General features: G+C 68.6%; 19 protein-coding genes. 12 read left to right on the top strand and 7 right to left on the bottom strand.

Annotated features, from left to right (window positions below):
- Positions 1–16: 16 nt before the first annotated feature.
- Together ASD77_RS01505 and ASD77_RS01510 are read left to right on the top strand one after the other, a co-directional pair.
- A complete protein-coding gene (locus tag ASD77_RS01505) occupies positions 17–1009 on the top strand; it encodes an FAD:protein FMN transferase (RefSeq protein WP_055936321.1) in 993 nt (330 codons plus the stop codon).
- Positions 1006–2652 (top strand): sulfite reductase subunit alpha, encoded by a 1647-nt coding sequence (locus tag ASD77_RS01510; RefSeq protein ID WP_055936324.1) that lies wholly within the window; start codon positions 1006–1008, stop codon positions 2650–2652. Before ASD77_RS01505 ends, ASD77_RS01510 begins: the two co-directional genes overlap by 4 nt.
- Positions 2653–2662: 10 nt before the next feature.
- Here the strand turns inward: ASD77_RS01510 and ASD77_RS01515 are convergent, their stop codons facing one another.
- Both ASD77_RS01515 and ASD77_RS01520 read right to left on the bottom strand, forming a co-directional pair.
- Positions 2663–3253 carry a HutD family protein gene (locus ASD77_RS01515; protein ID WP_055936327.1) on the bottom strand — a complete coding sequence of 197 codons (591 nt, stop codon included), beginning with the start codon at positions 3251–3253 and terminating at the stop codon, positions 2663–2665.
- A gap of 286 nt (positions 3254–3539) precedes the next feature.
- Complete coding sequence (locus ASD77_RS01520; RefSeq protein ID WP_055936329.1) at positions 3540–3884, bottom strand: helix-hairpin-helix domain-containing protein; 345 nt, start codon at positions 3882–3884, stop codon at positions 3540–3542.
- A gap of 241 nt (positions 3885–4125) precedes the next feature.
- Here ASD77_RS01520 and ASD77_RS01525 point away from each other — a divergent pair, with 241 nt between their 5' ends.
- The 3 genes from ASD77_RS01525 to ASD77_RS01535 all read left to right on the top strand — a co-directional run bounded on the left by ASD77_RS01525 (position 4126) and on the right by ASD77_RS01535 (position 7467).
- Positions 4126–5616 carry a M20 family metallopeptidase gene (locus ASD77_RS01525; protein ID WP_055936332.1) on the top strand — a complete coding sequence of 497 codons (1491 nt, stop codon included), beginning with the start codon at positions 4126–4128 and terminating at the stop codon, positions 5614–5616.
- A 286-nt stretch (positions 5617–5902) separates the two neighbouring features.
- Positions 5903–6169, top strand: coding sequence for a GlsB/YeaQ/YmgE family stress response membrane protein (locus ASD77_RS01530; RefSeq protein ID WP_055936335.1), 267 nt, complete (start codon positions 5903–5905; stop codon positions 6167–6169).
- 155 nt (positions 6170–6324) lie between these two features.
- Positions 6325–7467 carry a serine hydrolase gene (locus tag ASD77_RS01535; RefSeq protein ID WP_055936338.1) on the top strand — a complete coding sequence of 381 codons (1143 nt, stop codon included), beginning with the start codon at positions 6325–6327 and terminating at the stop codon, positions 7465–7467.
- Here the strand turns inward: ASD77_RS01535 and ASD77_RS01540 are convergent.
- Entirely contained in the window at positions 7451–9064 is a 1614-nt protein-coding gene (locus ASD77_RS01540) for a winged helix-turn-helix domain-containing protein (RefSeq protein ID WP_055936341.1), read from the bottom strand. The two genes, ASD77_RS01535 and ASD77_RS01540, sit on opposite strands and share 17 nt — an antisense overlap.
- A complete protein-coding gene (locus ASD77_RS01545; protein WP_055936344.1) occupies positions 9042–10448 on the bottom strand; it encodes a mannose-1-phosphate guanylyltransferase/mannose-6-phosphate isomerase in 1407 nt (468 codons plus the stop codon). Before ASD77_RS01545 ends, ASD77_RS01540 begins: the two co-directional genes overlap by 23 nt.
- 72 nt (positions 10449–10520) lie before the next feature.
- On the opposite strand from ASD77_RS01545, the gene ASD77_RS01550 reads away from it, so the two are divergent.
- Together ASD77_RS01550 and murU are read left to right on the top strand one after the other, a co-directional pair.
- The gene (locus ASD77_RS01550) at positions 10521–11537 is read left to right on the top strand and encodes a phosphotransferase (RefSeq protein ID WP_055936347.1); all 1017 of its coding nucleotides are present in this window, start codon (positions 10521–10523) and stop codon (positions 11535–11537) included.
- Positions 11534–12241, top strand: a complete 708-nt coding sequence (gene murU / locus ASD77_RS01555) for an N-acetylmuramate alpha-1-phosphate uridylyltransferase MurU (RefSeq protein ID WP_055936350.1) — start codon at positions 11534–11536, stop codon at positions 12239–12241. The genes ASD77_RS01550 and murU overlap by 4 nt, the downstream gene beginning before the upstream one ends.
- Positions 12242–12284: 43 nt before the next feature.
- Here murU and hda read toward each other — a convergent pair whose 3' ends face one another.
- Genes hda through ASD77_RS01570 form a run of 3 tightly spaced genes read right to left on the bottom strand, consistent with a single transcriptional unit; the run spans position 12285 to position 15258 of the window.
- Positions 12285–12968 (bottom strand): DnaA regulatory inactivator Hda, encoded by a 684-nt coding sequence (hda, locus tag ASD77_RS01560; RefSeq protein WP_055940849.1) that lies wholly within the window; start codon positions 12966–12968, stop codon positions 12285–12287.
- A gap of 23 nt (positions 12969–12991) precedes the next feature.
- On the bottom strand, positions 12992–14158 hold the full coding sequence (locus ASD77_RS01565; RefSeq protein ID WP_055936352.1) for an AI-2E family transporter: 1167 nt from the start codon (positions 14156–14158) through the stop codon (positions 12992–12994).
- A 14-nt stretch (positions 14159–14172) separates the two neighbouring features.
- Positions 14173–15258 carry a DUF2066 domain-containing protein gene (locus tag ASD77_RS01570; RefSeq protein WP_082563065.1) on the bottom strand — a complete coding sequence of 362 codons (1086 nt, stop codon included), beginning with the start codon at positions 15256–15258 and terminating at the stop codon, positions 14173–14175.
- 170 nt (positions 15259–15428) lie between these two features.
- Between ASD77_RS01570 and purM the strand changes: the two genes are divergently transcribed.
- Genes purM through ASD77_RS01595 form a run of 5 tightly spaced genes read left to right on the top strand, consistent with a single transcriptional unit; the run spans position 15429 to position 19144 of the window.
- A complete protein-coding gene (gene purM / locus ASD77_RS01575) occupies positions 15429–16445 on the top strand; it encodes a phosphoribosylformylglycinamidine cyclo-ligase (RefSeq protein WP_055936355.1) in 1017 nt (338 codons plus the stop codon).
- 7 nt (positions 16446–16452) lie between these two features.
- On the top strand, positions 16453–17073 hold the full coding sequence (locus tag ASD77_RS01580) for a DUF2238 domain-containing protein (protein WP_055936358.1): 621 nt from the start codon (positions 16453–16455) through the stop codon (positions 17071–17073).
- Entirely contained in the window at positions 17070–17723 is a 654-nt protein-coding gene (purN, locus tag ASD77_RS01585) for a phosphoribosylglycinamide formyltransferase (protein WP_055936361.1), read from the top strand. The genes ASD77_RS01580 and purN overlap by 4 nt, the downstream gene beginning before the upstream one ends.
- Before the next feature lie 51 nt (positions 17724–17774).
- Positions 17775–18452, top strand: a complete 678-nt coding sequence (locus tag ASD77_RS01590; protein ID WP_235578506.1) for a DUF3108 domain-containing protein — start codon at positions 17775–17777, stop codon at positions 18450–18452.
- 2 nt (positions 18453–18454) lie between these two features.
- Complete coding sequence (locus ASD77_RS01595) at positions 18455–19144, top strand: DUF3108 domain-containing protein (RefSeq protein ID WP_055936367.1); 690 nt, start codon at positions 18455–18457, stop codon at positions 19142–19144.
- The last annotated feature ends 6 nt before the right edge of the window (positions 19145–19150 follow it).

Raw genomic sequence — 19150 nt, forward strand, 5'->3', positions numbered from 1 at the left:
GGCGGCATGCATCGCAATGAACACCTTCATCACCTCGCCCACGGCCCTTGCCGCTCCCGTTCACGCGCTGCACGGACAGACCATGGGGACCACCTGGTCCGTGCAATGCGTCAGCGCGACCCGCGTCGATCTGCATGCCCTGCACGACGCCGTGCAGGCGCGCCTGGATGAGGTGGTGTCGCAGATGAGCACGTGGGAAGCGAAGGCGGACATCACGCGTTTCAATCACGCCGCCGCCGGCGAATGGTTTGCGTTGCAGGAGGATTTCCTGCATGTGCTGACCGCCGCGCTCGCCATCGCGGCGACCAGTGAAGGTGCGTTCGATCCGACCGTGTCGCCGCTGGTGGCGGCATGGGGCTTCGGCGCACACGCCGGCACCCGCGGGCGTCCCACCAACGCGGACTTGGTGGAGGCGCGCGCCTGCGTGGGATGGCAACACCTCCGGTTCGATCCTGCCCACGGTCGCATCAGGCAGCCCGGCGGCGTGATGCTCGATCTCTCCGCCATCGCCAAGGGCTACGGGGTGGATGTCGTTGCCGCCCTGCTGAAGCGGCGTGGCATCGACGCCGCCCTGGTGGAGGTCGGTGGCGAACTCTATGGCTACGGCCGCAAGGCCGACGGACAGCCCTGGCGCGTCCTGGTGGAATCCTCACCGGACGAGGAAGCCGACAGCCCTGACATGGAACCGCGCGTGCTGGCCCTGGAAGGACTGGCCGTCGCCACCTCCGGCGATCGCTGGCATGCCTACGCGCAGGATGGTCGTCGTTATTCGCACACCATCGATCCGCGCAGCGGCGAGCCGGTGACCGATGCGGCCGCCGCGGTGACCGTGATCGCGGCGGACGCCATGCATGCCGACGCCTGGGCCACGGCGCTGACCGTGATGGGCGCGAGCAGCGGATACGCATTCGCCCAGCGTCACGGACTGGCGGCACGCTTCCTGCAACGCACCACGGATGGTCTGATCGAGACGATGACGCCCGCCTTCGAACAGCATCTGGCCGCATGAGCCCGTCATCCCCCACCGCGACGCGCGGGATCGCTCCCTGGATAGGCAATGCACTGGTGATGCTGTTGCTGGCCGCCTGCGCCTGGCTGCTCGCAGGCCTGCACGAGGGAGACTGGTGGCAGGCCACGCCCTCGACGGCGCGCAGTGGTGCCGCGATTGCCGCGGTGCTGGCCTATGCGGGACTGGTGGCCGGTTTCCTGCGCCGCGGTCGCGCGCGCGACCGCTCGGCAAAACCGGCCGCGGTCGCCGCACGTGGGGCGGTCTGGGTCGTGCATGCCAGCCAGACCGGCTTCGCCATGGAACTGGCCGACATGACGGCGGCCGCGCTCCGCCGCGGCGGCGTGTCGGTGCAGCGTGCCGGGTTGGAGCATCTGGACGCGCTACGCCTGCAGGACATCGAACGCGCGGTCTTCGTGGTCAGCACCACCGGCGAAGGGGATCCACCCGATCCCGCCCTGGGCTTCGTGCGCCAGGTGATGTCGCAGACACTCGCGCTGGGAAGCCTGCATTACGCGGTGCTGGCGCTGGGCGACCGCGAGTACACGCAGTTCTGCGCCTTCGGCCACCAACTGGACGATTGGCTGCGACGCCAGGGGGCGACATCGCTGTTCGACCTGGTCGAAGTCGACAACGCTGACGACAGTGCACTACGCCATTGGCAGCACCATATCGGCCAACTCGGGGACGGGGGCGAGGTGCCGGACTGGTCGGCTCCGCGCTACCAGGCCTGGCGGTTGCGCGAGCGTGTCGAACTCAATCCCGGCAGCCTTGGCGGACCCGCTTTCCATCTTTCGCTGGAGCCCGACACCGATGCGCTTCCCGCCTGGACCGCCGGGGACATCGCCGAAATCGGACCCCGGCATGCAGCAGGCGATGTCGAGGATTTCCTGCGCCGCATCGACCTCGCCGGCGACACGCAGGTCCTGTGGCAGGACGAGACGCAGCCCTTGGCCACCGTGCTGGCACGCAGCCATTGGCCCGACGCGGCGTCGATGCCGCTACGGATGCATGCACAGGCGCTGGCGGACGCATGCACACCGCTGCCGCACCGCGAGTACTCCATCGCCTCGATTCCTGCCGATGGCGCGCTGCACCTGCTGGTGCGCCTGATGCAGCGACCGGATGGCTCGCCGGGCCTGGGCAGCGGCTGGCTGTGCACCCATGCGCAACCTGGTGACACCATTGCGCTGCGCGTGCGGCGCAATCCGAATTTCCATCCGCCGGCCGCGGACATCCCGATGATCCTGATCGGCAACGGCACCGGCCTGGCAGGACTGCGCGCGCACCTGAAAGCGCGCATGCAGTCCGGTGCGAGGCGCAACTGGCTGCTGTTCGGCGAGCGTCAGCGCGACCACGACTTCTTCCATGCCGACGAGGTGCTCGCCTGGCAGGCGCAGGGACTCCTGGAACGGCTCGACCTGACGTTCTCGCGGGATGGCGGCGAACACCGTTACGTGCAGCACGCCTTGCGGGCGCAGGCGGATCGCGTGCGGCAATGGATGGACGAAGGCGCCGCGCTGTACGTCTGCGGCAGCCTGGCAGGCATGGCACCCGACGTGGATGCCGCACTGCGCGACATCCTCGGCGACGATCGCGTCGAGGCCTTGCGCGGCAGTGGCCGCTATCGCCGGGACGTCTACTGACGCAACGCCATCAGCGGGCGTCGTCCTCGATCCGGATGGCCAGCAGGTCTCCGCCGCCTTCCAGCGCATGGCGTGCACGTGCCGCCCCCGAAACGAGGATGGCGGTGTCGCCGCTCCAGAGATGGCCGAGCCCACTGGCGGCATCGAACATCGCCTGCCCGGCGATCAGGTGGATGACCCAGTGCACGCCGGGCTCGGTGAAGAACAGCATCGGCCCGACCAGCGGACGATGCAGCAGCTCGGTTCGCACGCGGCCACGACGCCACATCAGATTGAAGTCGTGCGTCGTGCCGTCGACCAGTTCGCCGGTGACGACATCCTCACCGGCGAAACGCAGGCGATCATGAGGCGGCATCAGGTCCACCGCGCGTCCATCGTCGAACGTCAGGCGCAGGCCGTTGCCCTGCAGCAACACCAGTTCGCGATCGATGCCGGGGAACGAGGAAAACGCGGCGTCGCGTTCGATCTCGGCAATCGACAGCCGCCAGTCCCAGGCATCGCTGTCCGGCACCCGCACGATTTCGCGCGTCCAGCCCAGACCATTCTTCCAGCGTTCCCGCCGGTATTCGTTGGCGGGAATCAGGCGCGAGGATGCCGGCATGGTGTCTCCCAGTCAGGACGCGGCGCGATTCTAGCCCGTCCGTCGCCGGCGCCGCGAAACATCGGGCCCGGAAACGACATCGCCCGGATGCGCATCCTGCACATCCGGGCGATGTCCACGTCCGTGTCGGCGTCCTGCCGGTGTCAGGCTCCTGCCCGCTCCTGACCCGTGCGCGCCCCGCGCGTAATGGATACATCCTTGTCGGCGTCCAGCCTGTCTCCCCCTGGCGTCCTGCCCCTGCGCCCGGCGCTCCACGTCCTGTGGAAGCGCCTGGCGCGGGATTCGATCAGCGGCGCACCACCGGTTTGCTGGCGGGCTTGGCGGCTGCCGCGGCGGCCGGCTTGCCTGCCGGCGTGGTGCCGGTACGCAGCTCGATGCGGTCGCGGTTCTGTTCGATGGTGCTCAGGCCGATGCCCTTCACCATGGCCAGTTCCTCGGCGCTCTTGAACGGTCCGTTGGCCTTGCGGTACTCGATGATCGCGGCGGCCTTGGCCGGCCCCACGCCGATCAGCACGCGATCCAGCGCGGCCGCGTCGGCGGTGTTGATGTTGACCTTCTCGGCCGCCATCGCCTGAACGGCGAACAGCAGCGACAGCGCAGCGGCGAACACGATGTGGATGAACGACTTCATGACGACTCTCCTTGTGGCATTGGCTTCTCCCTGCATGACGGCGGCGTCGACGCCGCCATCATGTTTCCGCCGGTGGCCGCTGGCCTGCGACGGTAGGGAGAGTTTCCAACCCCGACGGGTCCCAAGGTATCGCCCATGCGCCGGCGAATCTGCCCGTAAACACCGCAAAAGCGTGTAGGAAAAGTCCTACCCGTGAGCAGGGCGTAGAATGGTGGCCTGCCTTTCTGCACCCGGAGTTGCCATGGATACCGCCAAAGTCGACCGCTACGTTGCCGAGAAATGGGACGACGACATCGTCCCGCAACTGGTCGAATACATCCGCATCCCCAACAAGTCGCCGATGTTCGACAAGGACTGGGTGGCCAACGGGTACATGGAGCAGGCCGTGCAGCTGATGGAGCGCTGGGCGAAGGCGCAGGCCATCCCCGGCATGCAGGTGGAAGTCGTGCGGCTGGAGGGACGCACGCCGCTGATCTTGATCGAGATTCCCGCCAGTGGTCCGGAGACCGGGGCCGACACCGTGCTGCTGTACGGCCACCTGGACAAGCAGCCGGAAATGACCGGCTGGGACGACGACCTGGGCCCGTGGGTGCCGGTCATCAAGGGCGACAAGCTGTACGGTCGCGGCGGCGCGGACGACGGCTACGCGCTCTTCGGCTCGCTGGCCGCCCTCCAGGCGCTGCAGCAGCAGGGCGTGCCGCATGCGCGCTGCGTGGTGCTGATCGAGGCCTGCGAAGAATCCGGCAGCTACGACCTGCCCGCCTACGTGGACCACCTGGCCGAGCGCATCGGCAAGCCGTCGCTGGTGGTGTGCCTGGACTCCGGCTGCGGCAACTACGAGCAGCTCTGGTGCACCACCTCGCTGCGCGGCCTGGCCGGCGGCAACTTCACCGTCAAGGTACTGGAGGAAGGCGTGCACTCGGGCGATGCGTCAGGCGTTGTGCCGTCCAGCTTCCGCCTGCTGCGCCAGTTGCTGTCGCGCCTGGAGGACGAGCAGACCGGCCGCATCCTGCCCGAGGGTCTGCAGGCCGAGATTCCGGCCGCCCGCATGGCGCAGGCGAAGGAAGCCGCGCGCGTGCTGGATACGGCGGTGTTCGACAAGTTCCCGTTCCTGCCCGGCATGACGCCGATGGCCGAGGACCTGGCCGAACTGGTGCTCAACCGCACCTGGCGCCCGGCGCTGTCGGTGACCGGCGTGGACGGCATGCCGCCGCTGTCGTCGGCCGGCAACGTGCTGCGTCCGCATACGTCGGTGAAGCTCTCGCTGCGCCTGCCGCCCACCTTGGAAGGCAAGCAGGCCGGGCAGTTGTTGAAGGAGCTGCTGGAGCGCGACCCGCCGAACGGTGCGCAGGTCAGTCTGGAACTGGAAAAGGCCAGCACCGGCTGGAACGCACCGGCGATGTCGCCATGGCTGGAGCAGGCGATCGACGCGTCCAGCCGCGAGTTCTTCGGCAAGCCCGCCATGTACATGGGCGAAGGCGGCACCATCCCCTTCATGGGCATGCTGGGCGAGAAGTTCCCCGGCGCGCAGTTCATGATCACCGGTGTGCTGGGGCCGCATTCCAATGCGCACGGGCCGAACGAATTCCTGCACATCCCGATGGGCAAGAAGGTCACCGCCTGCGTGGCACGTGTGATCGCCGAACACCATGCCGCCAGCGTGCGTGGCGAGACCACGGGCGTGGCCGCAGTGGCCGGCGGCGAACAGCACGGCGACCACGGCTGCTGTTGATCGCGGTGGTGCGGTGGTATCGCGACGGAGGCCGGGGAGACCCGGCCTTCGTCGTTTCACATCTCAGGCGCATCAGGGTTTGCAGGGGCTCGGGGGGCGTGGGTGGGAGCGACGTAAGTCGCGATGGGCTTTCCGGTGAAGGCCCCATCGCGACTTACGTCGCTCCCACATCCCACATCCCACATCACGCATCACATGTCCGGGCATGCAGCCTGCAGATGGCCTGCGCCGGGGCCCCTGGGTTACGCTGCGCCTCGCCCCACACCTTCCCAACCGGAGTGTTTCGATGGAACAGATCTTTGGCGGCGGCATCCTGTGGACCTTGCTGATCGGCTTCCTGGCCGGCCTGCTCGCACGGGCCATCAAGCCCGGCAACGACAAGCTCGGCTTTTTCATGACCATCGTGCTGGGCATCCTGGGCGCCCTGCTGGCGCGCTTCATCGGGGGTGCGCTGGGCTGGTACTCCCCCGGCGAACCGGCGGGGTTCATCGCCTCGGTGGTGGGCGCCATCGTGCTGCTCGTCATCTATGCCATGGTGAAGAAGAAAGGCTGAGCCGCCGGAACGGCAGACCGGAAAAGCCCCGCCCGGCGGGGCTTTTTTTTGCGCACGCGCGACGCGTACGACTGCTTTCATAAATCTTCACCCGGCTGTCAGGCGCTTCATTCAGGCCCGCGATGGAATGACGCTCCCCTCCAAGGAGTCATGCCATGCGTTGTTTCCTGTTCTCGCTCTTCCTCGTGATTGCGCCTGTAGCGCGGGCTGCGGAACCGGCCGCGAGCCTCCCTGCACTGCCCGGGGCCTATCGCCCGCCCGAGGCGATGCAGGACGGCTGGCGAATCGCCGACGCCGGTCGCAGCGGCTGGCAGATCGATCGTCTGCAGGCGCTGGAAAGCGCCATCGTCAAGGGGGAGTTCCCCGGGGTCACCAGTGTCGTCATCGCCCACCAGGGCAAGCTGGTCTACGAGCGCTACTTCAACGGCGGCGGCGCGGACGTGCTCAACGACACGCGCTCGGCCACCAAGAGCGTCACCGCCCTGCTGCTGGGGGCCGCGATCGATCAGGGCCACATTCCCGGTGCGCAGGCGCCCGTGTATGCCTACTTCGCCGACATGCAGCCCTGGCAGAACCCCAGTCCGCGCAAACAGCGGATGACGCTGGAAGACCTGCTCACGATGAGCTCGGCCTGGGAATGCGACGACGAAAACCAGTTCTCTGCCGGCAACGAGGAACGCATGTACCTCAGCGAGGACTGGACCCGGTTCGCGCTGGACCTGCCGACGCGCGGCTTCGCGCCTTGGATGACACGCCCGGAGGACAGCCCGCATGGGCGGGCTTTTTCGTACTGCACGGCGGGCAGCTTCCTGCTGGGGGCGGTGATCGAACGGGCGACCGGCAAGCCGCTGGCGACCTTCGCTGCCGAGGCGCTGGAGCATCCGCTGGGCATCCAGCGAGCGCAGTGGAACCGATCTTCGGAAGGCGTGGGCATGGGCGGCGGCGGCACGCGCTACCGCAGTCGCGACCTCGCCAAACTCGGGCAACTGGTGGCCGATGGCGGCCGCTGGCAGGGCCGGCAGATCATTTCGACTGCCTGGATCGACACAGCGCTGACGGTGCATGCACAGGCGCGCGAGGATGCGGACTACGGCTACCAGTTCTGGCGGTTCCGTTTTCCCGACCGTGACGGCGAGCTGGCGGCGTGGGCGATGTCGGGCAACGGCGGCAACTACGTCTTCATCGTGCCCGAACGGAAACTGGTGGCGGTGATCACGCGAACCTCGTTCAACCAGCGCAACGTGCACCCGCAGTCACAGCAGATGTTCGGCGACTACGTGCTCAAGGCGATGCCGTAAGACGCTCCAGCAAGGCGCCGGGCACCTTGCGGTGTTCCAGGGCGACGCGCCGGTTGAGCGCGTCGACGCTGCGGGCGAACTCCGGCTCGGCTGCCAGCATCCTGAACAACGGCGACACTCGGAGATAGGCCGCATCGCGGTAACCCGCATCCACCGCGCGTTGCAGTGATGCGAGCGCCGCCGCGCGATCGCCGGCGGCCTCGCGCAGCACCACGACTTCAAGCCAGTCGGAGGGATAGCCCGCACCACCTTCCAGCTCGCGGGCGAGGCGGTTAGCGCGCGCCTTGGCCCACACCGGATCGACGGGACCGGCCTGGAGATGGGCCAGTGTCGCCGGCAGGCTTGCCTGCGGACGCAAGGCTTCGGCCTGCCGATAGGCTGCCAGGGCCGCCGCGGGATCGCCGCGCAGTTGCGCCAGTTCGGCAGCGAGCAGGAACAGGTCGGCGTGCTCGGTACCGCGCCGCATGGCCTCGTCCAGTGCCGCCTGCGCTTCGGTCGTGCGCCCATGCCGGAACAGGAAACGCGGCCATGCGATGTTGGAGAACACGTTGTCGGGATAAAGCGCGAAGCTTTGGCGATAACGCGCTTCCGCGGCCTGCGGGTACCCCAGCAGATCCAGGATGCCGGCAATCTGCAACTGCAGATAGCGGACGCGCGCCGGATCGCCGCGCAGCGAGGTGTTCGCGAGCAGCGCCTGGGCCAGCAGTCCCTTGCGGTCGTAGAGGTAGGCTGCGGACGCGCGGGTGCTGTCGGCGGCGGGATCCAGCGCGAGCGCACGTTCATAGCCGGCCAGCGCATCGTCGATGCGCCCGCGACAGTCATGCGAATACCCCAGCGCGGCGTGGGCGGTCGCACGCGCGGGCTGCGCGAGGATAGCCTGTTCGGCCAGCGCCTGTGCGCGTGCCGCCCATTCCGGGGGGAAGTTGAACAGGCAGACGCGGGCACTGTAGGCGCGGCTCAATCCGAGCAGCGCCTCCACGTTGCCGGGCTGTGCCTGCAGGGCCTGATCGAAGAGCCCGATGGCGCGTTCGTTGTTGTCGCGCTGGCCGATGCTGGCGTAATACGCGGCGCGTTGCAGCAACGAAGGTTGCTCCGGGGCAGGCGCCGCGACCGGGAGGTGCGAGCGGCCGGCATGCTGCTTCCACGTCCACAGGCCTGCGCACGCGACGAGCAGCACGACGCTTGCCACGGCTACCCTCATGTGTGGTCGCTGCGAACGAGGTGCCGGCGACGTTGCAGGCTCCGTGACCGGCAAGGGGTGAGGTCGGGAGCACAACTGGTAGCCCTGCCCGCGCACCGAGCGCAGGTAGCGCGGACTGCGTCCGTCGTCTCCCAGGGCCTGGCGCAGCAGCTTGACCCGTTGGGTGACGGTCTCCTCGCTGACCACCGCCGGAGCCCACACGCGGTGGATGAGCTCATCGAAACCGACGACGCGGTCGCCCTGTTCCACCAGGTGCCGCAGCAACTGGAAGCTGAGGCCCGCCACACCGAGAGGTGCGCCATCGCGTTCGACGCGTTGGCGCTCCAGATCGATCAGCAGATCATCCAGGCGGTAGCGCACGGCGCTCAGGCCCTCACTGGCTGCGGCCGTACACATCCTCGAAGCGCACGATGTCGTCTTCGCCCAGATAGCTGCCGGACTGCACTTCGATCAGTTCCAGCGGCACCTTGCCGGGATTTTCCAGGCGATGCTTCACACCGAGCGGGATATAGGTGCTCTCGTTTTCCGACAGCAGCAGCGTTTCTTCGCCGCGCGTCACCTTGGCGGTGCCGCTGACCACGATCCAGTGCTCGGCGCGGTGGTGGTGCATCTGCAGGCTGAGCGCGGCACCGGGCTTGACCTTGATGCGCTTCACCTGGTGGCGGATGCCGTTGTCGACCGAATCGTAGCTGCCCCATGGTCGGTGCACTTCGCGGTGCAGCACGGCCTGGCTGCGCTGTTCCTTCTTCAGCTGGGCCACGACCCGCTTGACGTCCTGCACGCGATCCTTGCGCGCGACCAGCACCGCATCGTCGGTTTCGACCACCACGATGTCGTCCACGCCGACCAGCGCGACCAGGCGTTGCGCGTAGGCGTAGCTGTTGCGGCTGTCCACGGCGATCACGTCGCCGTGGTGCGCGTTGCCATCGGCGTCGCGCTCGGCCACGTCCCAAAGCGCGGACCAGCTGCCGACGTCGTTCCAGCCGATGTCGACCGGCAGCACCATCGCGTGGTCGGTCTTCTCGAACACCGCGTAGTCGATCGAGTCCGACGGACAGGCCGCGAACGCCGCCTTGTCGAGGCGGACGAAATCGCCATCGTGGCGTGCGGCCGCGTGCGACGCGCGCACGGCGTCGACGATGTCGGGACGGAAGCGCGCGAGTTCCTCCAGATAAAGGCTGGCCCGGAACAGGAACATGCCGCTGTTCCAGTAATAGCCGCCGGCCTCCAGATACGACTGCGCCGTGGCGACGTCCGGCTTCTCGACGAAGCGCGACACCTTGCGCAGGCCATCGCCGGCTTCGGCCTGGATGTAGCCGAAGCCCGTCTCCGGCGCATCGGGCACGATGCCGAAGGTCACCAGGGCGCCCGCCTCGGCGGCGACCGAGGCATCGCGCACGGCGCGCTGGAAGCCCAGCGTGTCGCGCACCACGTGGTCCGACGGCAGCACCAGCAGCAGCGGATCCGAGCCGTCGGCCATCGCCTGCAATGCCGCGGCGGCGATCGCGGGCGCGGTGTTGCGGCCCACCGGTTCCAGCAGGATGGCCGGCACCGGCGCACCGATCTGCCGCAGTTGTTCGGCAACCAGGAACCGGTGCTCTTCGTTCGCGACCACGATGGGCGCCGCTTCGGCGATGGCCTCCACGCGACGCCAGGTCGCCTGCACCATCGTGTCGTCGCCGGCCAACGGCAGGAACTGCTTGGGATAGGCTTCGCGCGACAACGGCCACAGGCGCGTGCCGGAGCCGCCGGACAGCAGCACGGGTTGGAGTTTGGCCATGCAAGCCTCGCAAGTCGGTAGGGCGCCAGTTTACCCTGTAGGCCTTTATCGCCTGTGCGTGGTCGCTGCTGCATGAACCCAACGATTCAGGACCCTTCGGGGCGTGGCGCCCAGCGCCTGGAGTGGGCGCGTGGCGCGCTCGGCGACCCTTACGCGCAGCTGGAGCGCGCGTCGATGGATGCCGGCTTCCGCAGCTACTGGCGCAGCCTGGGCGATGGCCCCGGACGCATCGTGATGGATTCCCCGCCCGGCCTCGAAGACGTGCGGCCGTGGCTGGCCATGCGCGAACTGCTGGCGGGCGGCGACGTCCGCGTGCCGGACGTGCTGGCCATCGACACCGAGCTCGGCTTCCTGCTGCTGGAGGACCTGGGCGGCCCGACGCTGGCGCACGTGATCAGCGAGGACAACGCCGACACCTGGTTCGACGCCGCCCTCGAACAGCTGCTGCGCGTGCAGGCCATCGTCCCGCCCGCGGGCATGGGCGAGTTCGGCGAAGCTTTGCTGCAGCGGGATGCGGGATTGTTCGACGAATGGTTCCTGCGCCGCCACCTGGGGCTCACGCTGGACTGCGGCGAAGCGGAAGGCCTCGAGCTCGCGCAGCGCCGCCTGATGGACAACGCACTGGCGCAGGCGCGCGTGCTGACCCATCGCGATTTCATGCCACGCAACCTGATGCCGGTGACACCGGGGCCGGCCGTGCTGGATTTCCAGGACTGCGTGCGCGGACCGGTCGCCTACGACGCGATGAGCCTGTTCAAGGATGCGTTCCTGAGCTGGCCGATCGAACGCGTGGATGGCTGGCTGGCCCGCTACCACGCGCGCGCGACGCGCGCGGGGGTGCCCGTGCCCGAACTGAAGATCTTCCTGCGCGATGCGGACTGGATGGGCATCCAGCGGCACCTGAAGATCCTCGGCATCTTCTCGCGCCTCCACTACCGCGACGGCAAGACCCGCTATCTGCCCGATGTCCCGCGTTTCATCCGCTACCTGGACGAAGTGCTGCCACGCTATCCGGAACTGGCCGGGCTGCGCACGCTGCTGGACGCACGCATCAAACCGGTGCTGCACGCGCGCGGTGAGCTCGCATGAAGGCGCTGGTCTTCGCCGCCGGTCTGGGCGAACGCATGCGTCCGCTGACCGACCACACGCCCAAGCCGTTGATCGAAGCCGGCGGCAAGCCGCTGATCGTCTGGCATCTGGAAAAGCTGTCGGCGATGGGCGTGGAAGAAGTGGTCGTCAACACCAGCTGGCTGGCCGATCGCTTCCCGGCCACGCTCGGTGATGGCGCGCAGTGGGGACTGCGGCTGCACTACCTGCACGAGGGCGACACACCGCTGGAAACCGGCGGCGGCATGCTCAATGCTCGTCCCTTGCTCGGTGAAGCACCGTTCCTGCTGGTGAATGGCGATATCTGGACCGATTTCGACTTTACTCGGCTCCCGCGCGAACCGGCGGGTTTGGCGCATCTGGCGCTGGTGGATCCGCCGGCATTCGCGCCACGCGGCGATTTCGCGATCGATGACGATGGCGTCCTCCATCGCGAGGGCGACCATCGGCTGACCTACGCCGGTCTCGGCATCTACCGCCCAGCCCTTCTCGACGACTGGCAGCAGCATGCGGCCGGCCAGATCCGTGAAACAAGCGGCGGCAAGCCGCGGTTTCCCTTGCTGCCCCTGCTGCATGCAGGCATGGACGCCAGCCGCATCCACGGTGAACGTCATGCCGGGCGCTGGACCGATGTCGGTACGCCGCAACGGCTGGCCGACCTGGAAACGAGCTTGCGCGGCGCTTAGGCTGAGCGGCGCGCTGGAAGCGCATCGCGGGCACGACCCGCGCCTACAGCACCTGCCGCAGGAACGGCACCGTGATCCTGCGCTGGGCCGCGAGCGATGCACGGTCCAGCCGGTCCAGCAGCGCGACGAGCGCGCCCAGGTCGCGGTCGGTGCGCGTGAGCAGCCAGTCCAGCGCCGCATCTTCCAGCACCAGCCCGCGCCGCTGCGCGCGATCGCGCAGTACATCGCGCCGGCCCTCGTCATCGAGCGGATCCAGCATCAGTCGCAGGCACTGCTGCAGGCGCGAACGCAGGTCCGGCAACACCAGTCCGATGTCGTCGGGGATGCCGCGCGCTGTGTACAGCACGTTCAATCCGGACGAACGGGCGCGGTTGTGGAAATCGAAGAGGGCGACTTCGTCATCGCGACTGCCGGCGATCGCCTCCAGCCCGTCGAGCGCCACCGCGTCGTGGCCTTCCAGCGCGTCGAGCGCGTCGCGCAGCCGCCCCGCCGCCGCCATCAGCGGCAGGTAGGCGGCACGCCTTCCCTGCTGCTCGGCCGCGGCGCAGACCGCCAGGGCCAGGTGGGTCTTGCCGGTCCTCGACGCACCGGACAGGTACACCCAGTCCATGCCCGCCGTGGTGGCCAGCCCCGACAGCGCCGGCAAGGCCCCTTCTGGCGGCGCGATGAAACTCTCGAAGCGCTGGTCCGGCGGATACCGCAGCGCCAGCGGCAACTGCGGCCCCAGCGGCGCGCCCTGCAGGTCGCGGCTCACGGCGTATCGGAATCCGCGCGCGGCGCCGCCTGCTCCACGCTGCCCTTGTCGATGTACGAATCGAGCACGATGGACGGCCGGTCGCCGGCGTACAGCCGGCTCTGCGTATAGCGTTCGTGCGCGAACCGCAGCAGCACGTTGGCGATGGCGGCGACTGGCAGCGCCAGCAGCATGCCGAGGAAGCCGAACAACTGCCCGCCGGCCATGATGGCGAAGATCACCGCCACCGGATGCAGGCCGATGCGGTCGCCGACGATGCGCGGCGTCAGCACATAGCCTTCCAGCATCTGCCCCGCGACGAACACGCCCATCACCAGCGCCACCAGCGACCAGTCGCCGCCGGACTGCACCAGCGCGGCGATCACGCCCAGCACGATGCCCGTAGCCGTGCCCAGGTACGGCACGAAGCTGATCAGGCCGGCGATGATGCCGACCAGCAGGCCCACCTTCAGGCCGACGACCGACAGGCCGATGGCGTAGATGGCGCCCAGCGCCAGCATCACCAGGAACTGGCCGCGCAGGAAGGCACCGAGCACGTCGTTGGATTCCAGCGCCAGCCGCGTCACCGTCGCGATGTGGTCGCGCGGCACCAGCGCGGCGATGCGCTCGACCAGCGTGTCCCAGTCGCGCAGGAAGTAGAACGTCAGGATCGGCAGCAGCACCAGGTTGGCCACCCAGGCCATCACCGCGAACCCGGAGCGCGAGAAATAGCCGAACAGCGTGGCGGCCACGCCACCGGCCTGCTGCCAGTGGCCCCGGATCCATTCGGTCAGGCGATCCGGATCGAGCCATGCGACCAGTTCGAGCCCGGTGCGCTGTTCCACCCACGGCAGCGCCTTGTCCACGAACCAGTCGCGGTAGGCCGGCATCGATTCGATCACCGTCACCACCTGCCGTTCGATCATCGGCACCAGGATCACCAGCGCCAGCACCAGCAACAGCAGCATCAGGGTGAACACCAGGATCACTGCGGTGGTACGCGAGCGGCCGCTGCGTTCCAGCCGGTCGACCCACGGATCGCCCAGCCAGCCCAGCAGCGCGGCGCAGACGAAGGGCGTCAGCACCGGCGCGAGCAGCCAGATCAGCCAGCCGACGATCAAAGCGATCAGCAGCCATTGCCAGCGACGGGCCAGCGTGCCGGCCGGCGTAGTGGAAAGATCCATGCAGCGTCCTTGTGTCAGCGCATCTGGTAGGCGGGCGGCTCGCCTTCGCCACCGGTGAAGGGAGCCTCGTCGCCCATGGTGCGGCGGAAGCCGGCCAGGCCCGACACCAGTTCCAGGTCGAGTTCCAGCACGTCGCCGCTGGCGCGCACCGGGGTGATGCGGCGGACCACGGCCATCTTCTGCAGATGGCCGGTCAGGCGCAGGTAGTCGTCGGTGCTGCGGATGCCGGTGAACAGCACGCGGTACGTCCCGGCCGGACCGGCACTGCCGCGCTTGCCGTAGCGCTTCACCAGCGCATCGGCGGTGCCGTCGGCGCCGGATACCATCGCGCGGCGGGCATCGGCATCGGTCACCGACCATGTCGCCAGCACCTTGCCGGCATCGACGAACACCCAGTCCGCCGTCCAGCCGCCCTTGGCGTTGCGGTAGAGCTTGCCGATCAGCTGCATCGGCGGGCTGTAGCGGGCCGAGGCGCGGGCGACGGCGGCGGTGTCCTGGCGCCAGATCGCACCGACCAGCGCCTGCTCCGCCGCACCGCCGGCCGGCAGGCCGAGGCCGTAACCGCGCTCGATGGCACGGTTCAGCAGCGGGCGCGCGGCGTTGGATTGCGGCAGGCCGACCAGGCGCGGACCACTGCCGTCGTTGATCGCCAGCCAGACGACCGGCTTCGGGCGCGGTTGCGGCCACACCGGCAGGCCGAGTGCGCCGGCCAGGCCGTTGACCTGGTCTTCGTCGAAGCGCACCACCAGGGTGGTGCGGAAAGTCGGCGCACCGGTGGCGGACGTACCCTGGTCCTGCCGGTAGTCGTAACCCTCCACGTAGTCCTTGGCGTTGCGCAGTTCTGCGCCCACACCCGGTCGCGACATCGCCGCGCGGTCGCCCGAGAGCTTGGCCAGCACCGAACCGAGTGCGCGCGCGAAGCCGCCCTGACGTTCCGCCTCGCCCTGCCCGTTGACCGGCACCTCGGCCTGGTACAGGCCGCGCGCGGAGACCGCATCGCCTTCCGTGCGCAGGCCGGACTGCGCCTGCACGGCGGGCGTTGCGGTCAATGCCGCCATCAGCAATACGGTGGCGAGTGCGATACCTGGGATCCGGCGCATCGAGCGTCCTTGAGCTCTACAGACCCGGCGAATTGTTGCCCGAATGACCCGATACCGCCAACGGCACCCGTTCAGGACGGTCGCTCGGCGTGTCGATTCCTTTAAAATCACGCCTCTTGCCCCGCCGACGACCGCCCGTGACCCAGCCGACGCCTTCCGCCCCCACCCCGATGACCTATCGCGACGCGGGTGTCGACATCGACGCCGGCAACGAACTGGTCGAACGCATCAAGCCGCTGGTCAAGCGCAGCTTCCGGCCGGAAGTGATGGGCGGACTGGGTGGCTTCGGCGCGCTGTTCGACCTGTCCGGCAAGTACCGCGAGCCGGTGCTGGTGTCCGGCACCGACGGCGTCGGCACCAAGCTGAAGCTGGCGCAGCAGCTGGGCCGCCACGACACCATCGGCATCGACCTGGTCGCCATGTGCGTGAACGACGTGCTGGTACAGGGCGCCGAGCCGCTGTTCTTCCTCGACTACTTCGCCACCGGCAAGCTCGATGTCGACACCACCGTCGCCGTGGTCGGCGGCATCGCCCGCGGCTGCGAACTGTCCGGTTGCGCGCTGATCGGCGGCGAGACCGCCGAGATGCCCGACATGTACGGCCCGGGCGAATACGACCTGGCCGGCTTCTGCGTGGCCGCGGTGGAGAAGTCGCGCCTGCTGGACGGCGCCAAGGTGCGCGCCGGCGACGTGCTGGTCGGCATCGCGTCCAGCGGCCCGCATTCCAACGGCTATTCGCTGGTCCGCCGCATCTACGACCGCGCCGGCCGCCCGGCCGACCTCGACGTGGGCGGCGTGACGCTGGCCGACGCGCTGATGGCGCCGACCACGCTGTACGTGAAGCCCATCCTGGAACTGCTGCAGGCGCACGACCTGCACGGCATGGCGCACATCACCGGCGGCGGCCTGACCGAGAACATCATCCGCGTGATCCCCGACGGCCTGGGCCTGCAGATCGACGCCAGCGCGTGGACGCTGCCGCCGGTGTTCGACTGGCTGCAGCGCGAGGGCGCGGTCGAGAACGCCGAAATGTGGCGCACCTTCAACTGCGGCATCGGCTTCGTGCTGGTGGTCGCACCGGACCAGCTGGCCGCCGTGCAGGCCGACCTGGCCCGCCTCCACCTGACCCACTGGCAGATCGGCGAAGTCGTCGCCGCCTCCGGCGGCGAACGCGTCCGCATCGGCTGAGCGCGGCATGCCGCGCAGCAAGGCGATCGCCTTCGGGCTGACGCTGGCGGTGTTCGCCGGCAGCTGGATCTCGCCGCGCTGGCCACTGGAACAGGCCATGCACAGCAGCCTGACGGTCGTGGGCCTGGCCTGGCTGTGGTGGCATGACCGGCGCTGGCCGCTGCGACCGTCGCACTTCGCGCTGATCTGCGGCTTCATCGTGGCGCACTGCATCGGCGCGCGCTGGCTGTATTCCTACGTGCCGTACGACGCGTGGCTGCAGGCGGCGGTCGGCTGGTCGCCGGCGGAGGCCTTCGGCTGGCAGCGCAACCACTTCGACCGGTTCATCCATCTGATGTACGGCGTGTGCTTCACGCCTGCGGTCTGGCATTGGCTGCGCCAGCGCTGGCCGCAGCTGTCGCCGGGACACGCCTTCGCCCTGGCGGTGATGCTCATCATGTGCACCAGCCTGGCGTACGAATGGCTGGAGTGGGGCATCGCGCTGACGATGTCGCCCGAGGCCGCCGAGTCGTACAACGGCCAGCAGGGCGACGGCTGGGACGCCCACGCCGACATGCTGCTGGCGACACTCGGCGCGCTGCTGGTGTGGCCGCTGGCGCGCAAGGAATTCCAGGAGTTGCCTGCATGACCCTCCGTATCGCCGTGCTGGCTTCCGGCCGCGGCACCAACCTGCGGGCGATCCTGCAAGCCACCGCCGACGGCACGCTCGATGCCGAGGTCGTCGGTGTCTTCTCCGACAAGCCCGGGGCGCCGGCCTTGCGCTATGCGCCGGAAGACAGGCGCTGGGGCTATCGGCCCTCTCATTTCGGGGACAAGACCCGCTACGAGGCCGCGCTGGCGGATGCCATCGACGCGACCCGCCCGGACTGGGTCGTCTGCGCAGGCTATATGCGCATCCTCGGCGACGCGTTCATCGAACGATTCCGCGGCAGGCTGCTGAACATCCACCCCTCTCTGCTGCCCAAGTACCCTGGCCTGTACACGCATGCACGCGCGGTGGCGGCGCACGACGCCGAACACGGCGCCAGCATCCACTTCGTCACCCCGGAACTGGATGCCGGCGCGGTGATCGCCCAGGTGCGCATCCCGATCCTGCCCCGGGAGTCGCCCGACAAGCTGGCCGAACGCCTGCTCCCGCGCGAACACGCCCTGATGCTGGCGGTGCTGCGCCTGGCCTGCGACGGGGCACTAGCTGAACAGGGCGACATCGCGCTCTACAACGGTCAGCCGCTATTAAATCCCCTGTCCCTAGATTCAACCGACCGTTTGGTTCCCTGACTTCCCCCCCCGATGCCTGTGCCTTTCCGTTCCCTGCTGCTCGGCCTCGCCATGGCCGGCGCCACTGTGCCCGCGCTGGCGCTGGAGCCGTTCGTGGCGAGCTACCAGGCCTACAACGAGGGCAAGCTGGCGGGCACGGCGAGCATGAAAGTCGTGCCCAAGGCCGGCAGCCAGTGGCAGATCGACCTGAACGTGAAAGGCACACGCGGGTTCGCGCGACTGGCCGGGTTGAACATCGAGCAGAGCACCGTCTTCGATACGGCCGATGGGCAGTTCCGTCCGATCAGCCAGGCCACCGTGCGCCGGGCAGTGTTCATGGGCAGGAAGATGGTCGGCACCTACGACTGGAACGCCCGCACGGCGCAGTGGCAGGGCGACATCAAGAAAGAGCGACGCGCCCCGCTGCCCCTGCAGCCCGGCGACATGAGCGCGCTGCTGATGAACCTTGCGGTCATCCGCGATGCCGCGCCCGGCAAGCAGCTCGACTACCGCGTGGTGGACAATGGCCGCATCCGCGAATACCAGTACACGGTGGCAGCTGAGCCGGAAAACGTGACCGTCGAAGACCTGAGCTACAGCGCCCTGCGCGTGAGCCGGGCCAACGGCGGCAACGACGAAACCATCTTCTGGGTCGCCGATGGCGTACCCACCCCCGTGCGCATCCTGCAGCGGGAAGACGGCCAGGACGGCATAGACCTCCGCCTGGTCGAATACCAAGGAGCACCGTGAACATGACCAAGACCGCGTTCCCCACCCCACGCCTGCTGCTCACCGCCGCGCTGCTGGCCGCCGCCAGCACGCCCGCCCTCGCCGTCGAGGCCTTCACCGCGCAGTACAGCGCCAGCGCGCTGGGCATGGTCGGCGAAGGCCAGATGTCCGTCGCGGCCCAGCCGGGCAACCGCTGGCAGTACTCGCTGACCGTGCGCAACCAGGCCGTCGACCTGAGCCAGAAGACCGTGTTCGACGTGCAGGACGGCCGCATGCGTCCGTTGAGCAGCAGCGACAGCTCTCGCCTGCTGATCAAGAAGAAGAACGTCAACACCGTCTACGACTGGGGCAAGGCGCAGGCCACCTGGAATGGCGACGTGAAGCCCGACCGCGCCGGTCCGGTAAAGCTCGCCGCAGGCGACATGGACGCGTTGCTGGTCAATCTGGCCATCGTGCGCGACGTCGCCGCCGGCAAGCCGCTGACCTACCGCATGGTGGAGAACGGTCGCGCCAAGCCGATGACCTACCAGGTCGCCGGCAAGGAACGCATCACCGTGGCCGGCAAGCCGCAGGACGCCACCAAAGTCGTCCGTACCGATGGCGACAAGCAGACCATCGTCTGGGTGGTGGCCGACGCCCCCGTGCCGGCCCGCATCCTGCAGCGCGAGAAGGGGCAGGACACCATCGACCTCACGCTGAAATCCTGGCGCTGAGCCCTC

Origin of the sequence: Pseudoxanthomonas sp. Root65, assembly GCF_001427635.1 — a bacterium.
In the GTDB taxonomy this organism is placed as follows: Bacteria; Pseudomonadota; Gammaproteobacteria; order Xanthomonadales; family Xanthomonadaceae; genus Pseudoxanthomonas_A.

Bases quoted from the DNA above. Each gene is read 5' to 3' on its own strand.
- ASD77_RS01505 (WP_055936321.1), top strand. From the start codon at position 17: ATGAACACCTTCATCACCTCGCCCACGGCCCTTGCCGCTCCCGTTCAC.
- ASD77_RS01510 (WP_055936324.1), top strand. From the start codon at position 1,006: ATGAGCCCGTCATCCCCCACCGCGACGCGCGGGATCGCTCCCTGGATA.
- ASD77_RS01515 (WP_055936327.1), bottom strand. From the start codon at position 3,253: ATGCCGGCATCCTCGCGCCTGATTCCCGCCAACGAATACCGGCGGGAA.
- ASD77_RS01520 (WP_055936329.1), bottom strand. From the start codon at position 3,884: ATGAAGTCGTTCATCCACATCGTGTTCGCCGCTGCGCTGTCGCTGCTG.
- ASD77_RS01525 (WP_055936332.1), top strand. From the start codon at position 4,126: ATGGATACCGCCAAAGTCGACCGCTACGTTGCCGAGAAATGGGACGAC.
- ASD77_RS01530 (WP_055936335.1), top strand. From the start codon at position 5,903: ATGGAACAGATCTTTGGCGGCGGCATCCTGTGGACCTTGCTGATCGGC.
- ASD77_RS01535 (WP_055936338.1), top strand. From the start codon at position 6,325: ATGCGTTGTTTCCTGTTCTCGCTCTTCCTCGTGATTGCGCCTGTAGCG.
- ASD77_RS01540 (WP_055936341.1), bottom strand. From the start codon at position 9,064: ATGTGTACGGCCGCAGCCAGTGAGGGCCTGAGCGCCGTGCGCTACCGC.
- ASD77_RS01545 (WP_055936344.1), bottom strand. From the start codon at position 10,448: ATGGCCAAACTCCAACCCGTGCTGCTGTCCGGCGGCTCCGGCACGCGC.
- ASD77_RS01550 (WP_055936347.1), top strand. From the start codon at position 10,521: ATGAACCCAACGATTCAGGACCCTTCGGGGCGTGGCGCCCAGCGCCTG.
- murU (WP_055936350.1), top strand. From the start codon at position 11,534: ATGAAGGCGCTGGTCTTCGCCGCCGGTCTGGGCGAACGCATGCGTCCG.
- ASD77_RS01565 (WP_055936352.1), bottom strand. From the start codon at position 14,158: ATGGATCTTTCCACTACGCCGGCCGGCACGCTGGCCCGTCGCTGGCAA.
- ASD77_RS01570 (WP_082563065.1), bottom strand. From the start codon at position 15,258: ATGCGCCGGATCCCAGGTATCGCACTCGCCACCGTATTGCTGATGGCG.
- purM (WP_055936355.1), top strand. From the start codon at position 15,429: ATGACCTATCGCGACGCGGGTGTCGACATCGACGCCGGCAACGAACTG.
- ASD77_RS01580 (WP_055936358.1), top strand. From the start codon at position 16,453: ATGCCGCGCAGCAAGGCGATCGCCTTCGGGCTGACGCTGGCGGTGTTC.
- purN (WP_055936361.1), top strand. From the start codon at position 17,070: ATGACCCTCCGTATCGCCGTGCTGGCTTCCGGCCGCGGCACCAACCTG.
- ASD77_RS01590 (WP_235578506.1), top strand. From the start codon at position 17,775: ATGGCCGGCGCCACTGTGCCCGCGCTGGCGCTGGAGCCGTTCGTGGCG.
- ASD77_RS01595 (WP_055936367.1), top strand. From the start codon at position 18,455: ATGACCAAGACCGCGTTCCCCACCCCACGCCTGCTGCTCACCGCCGCG.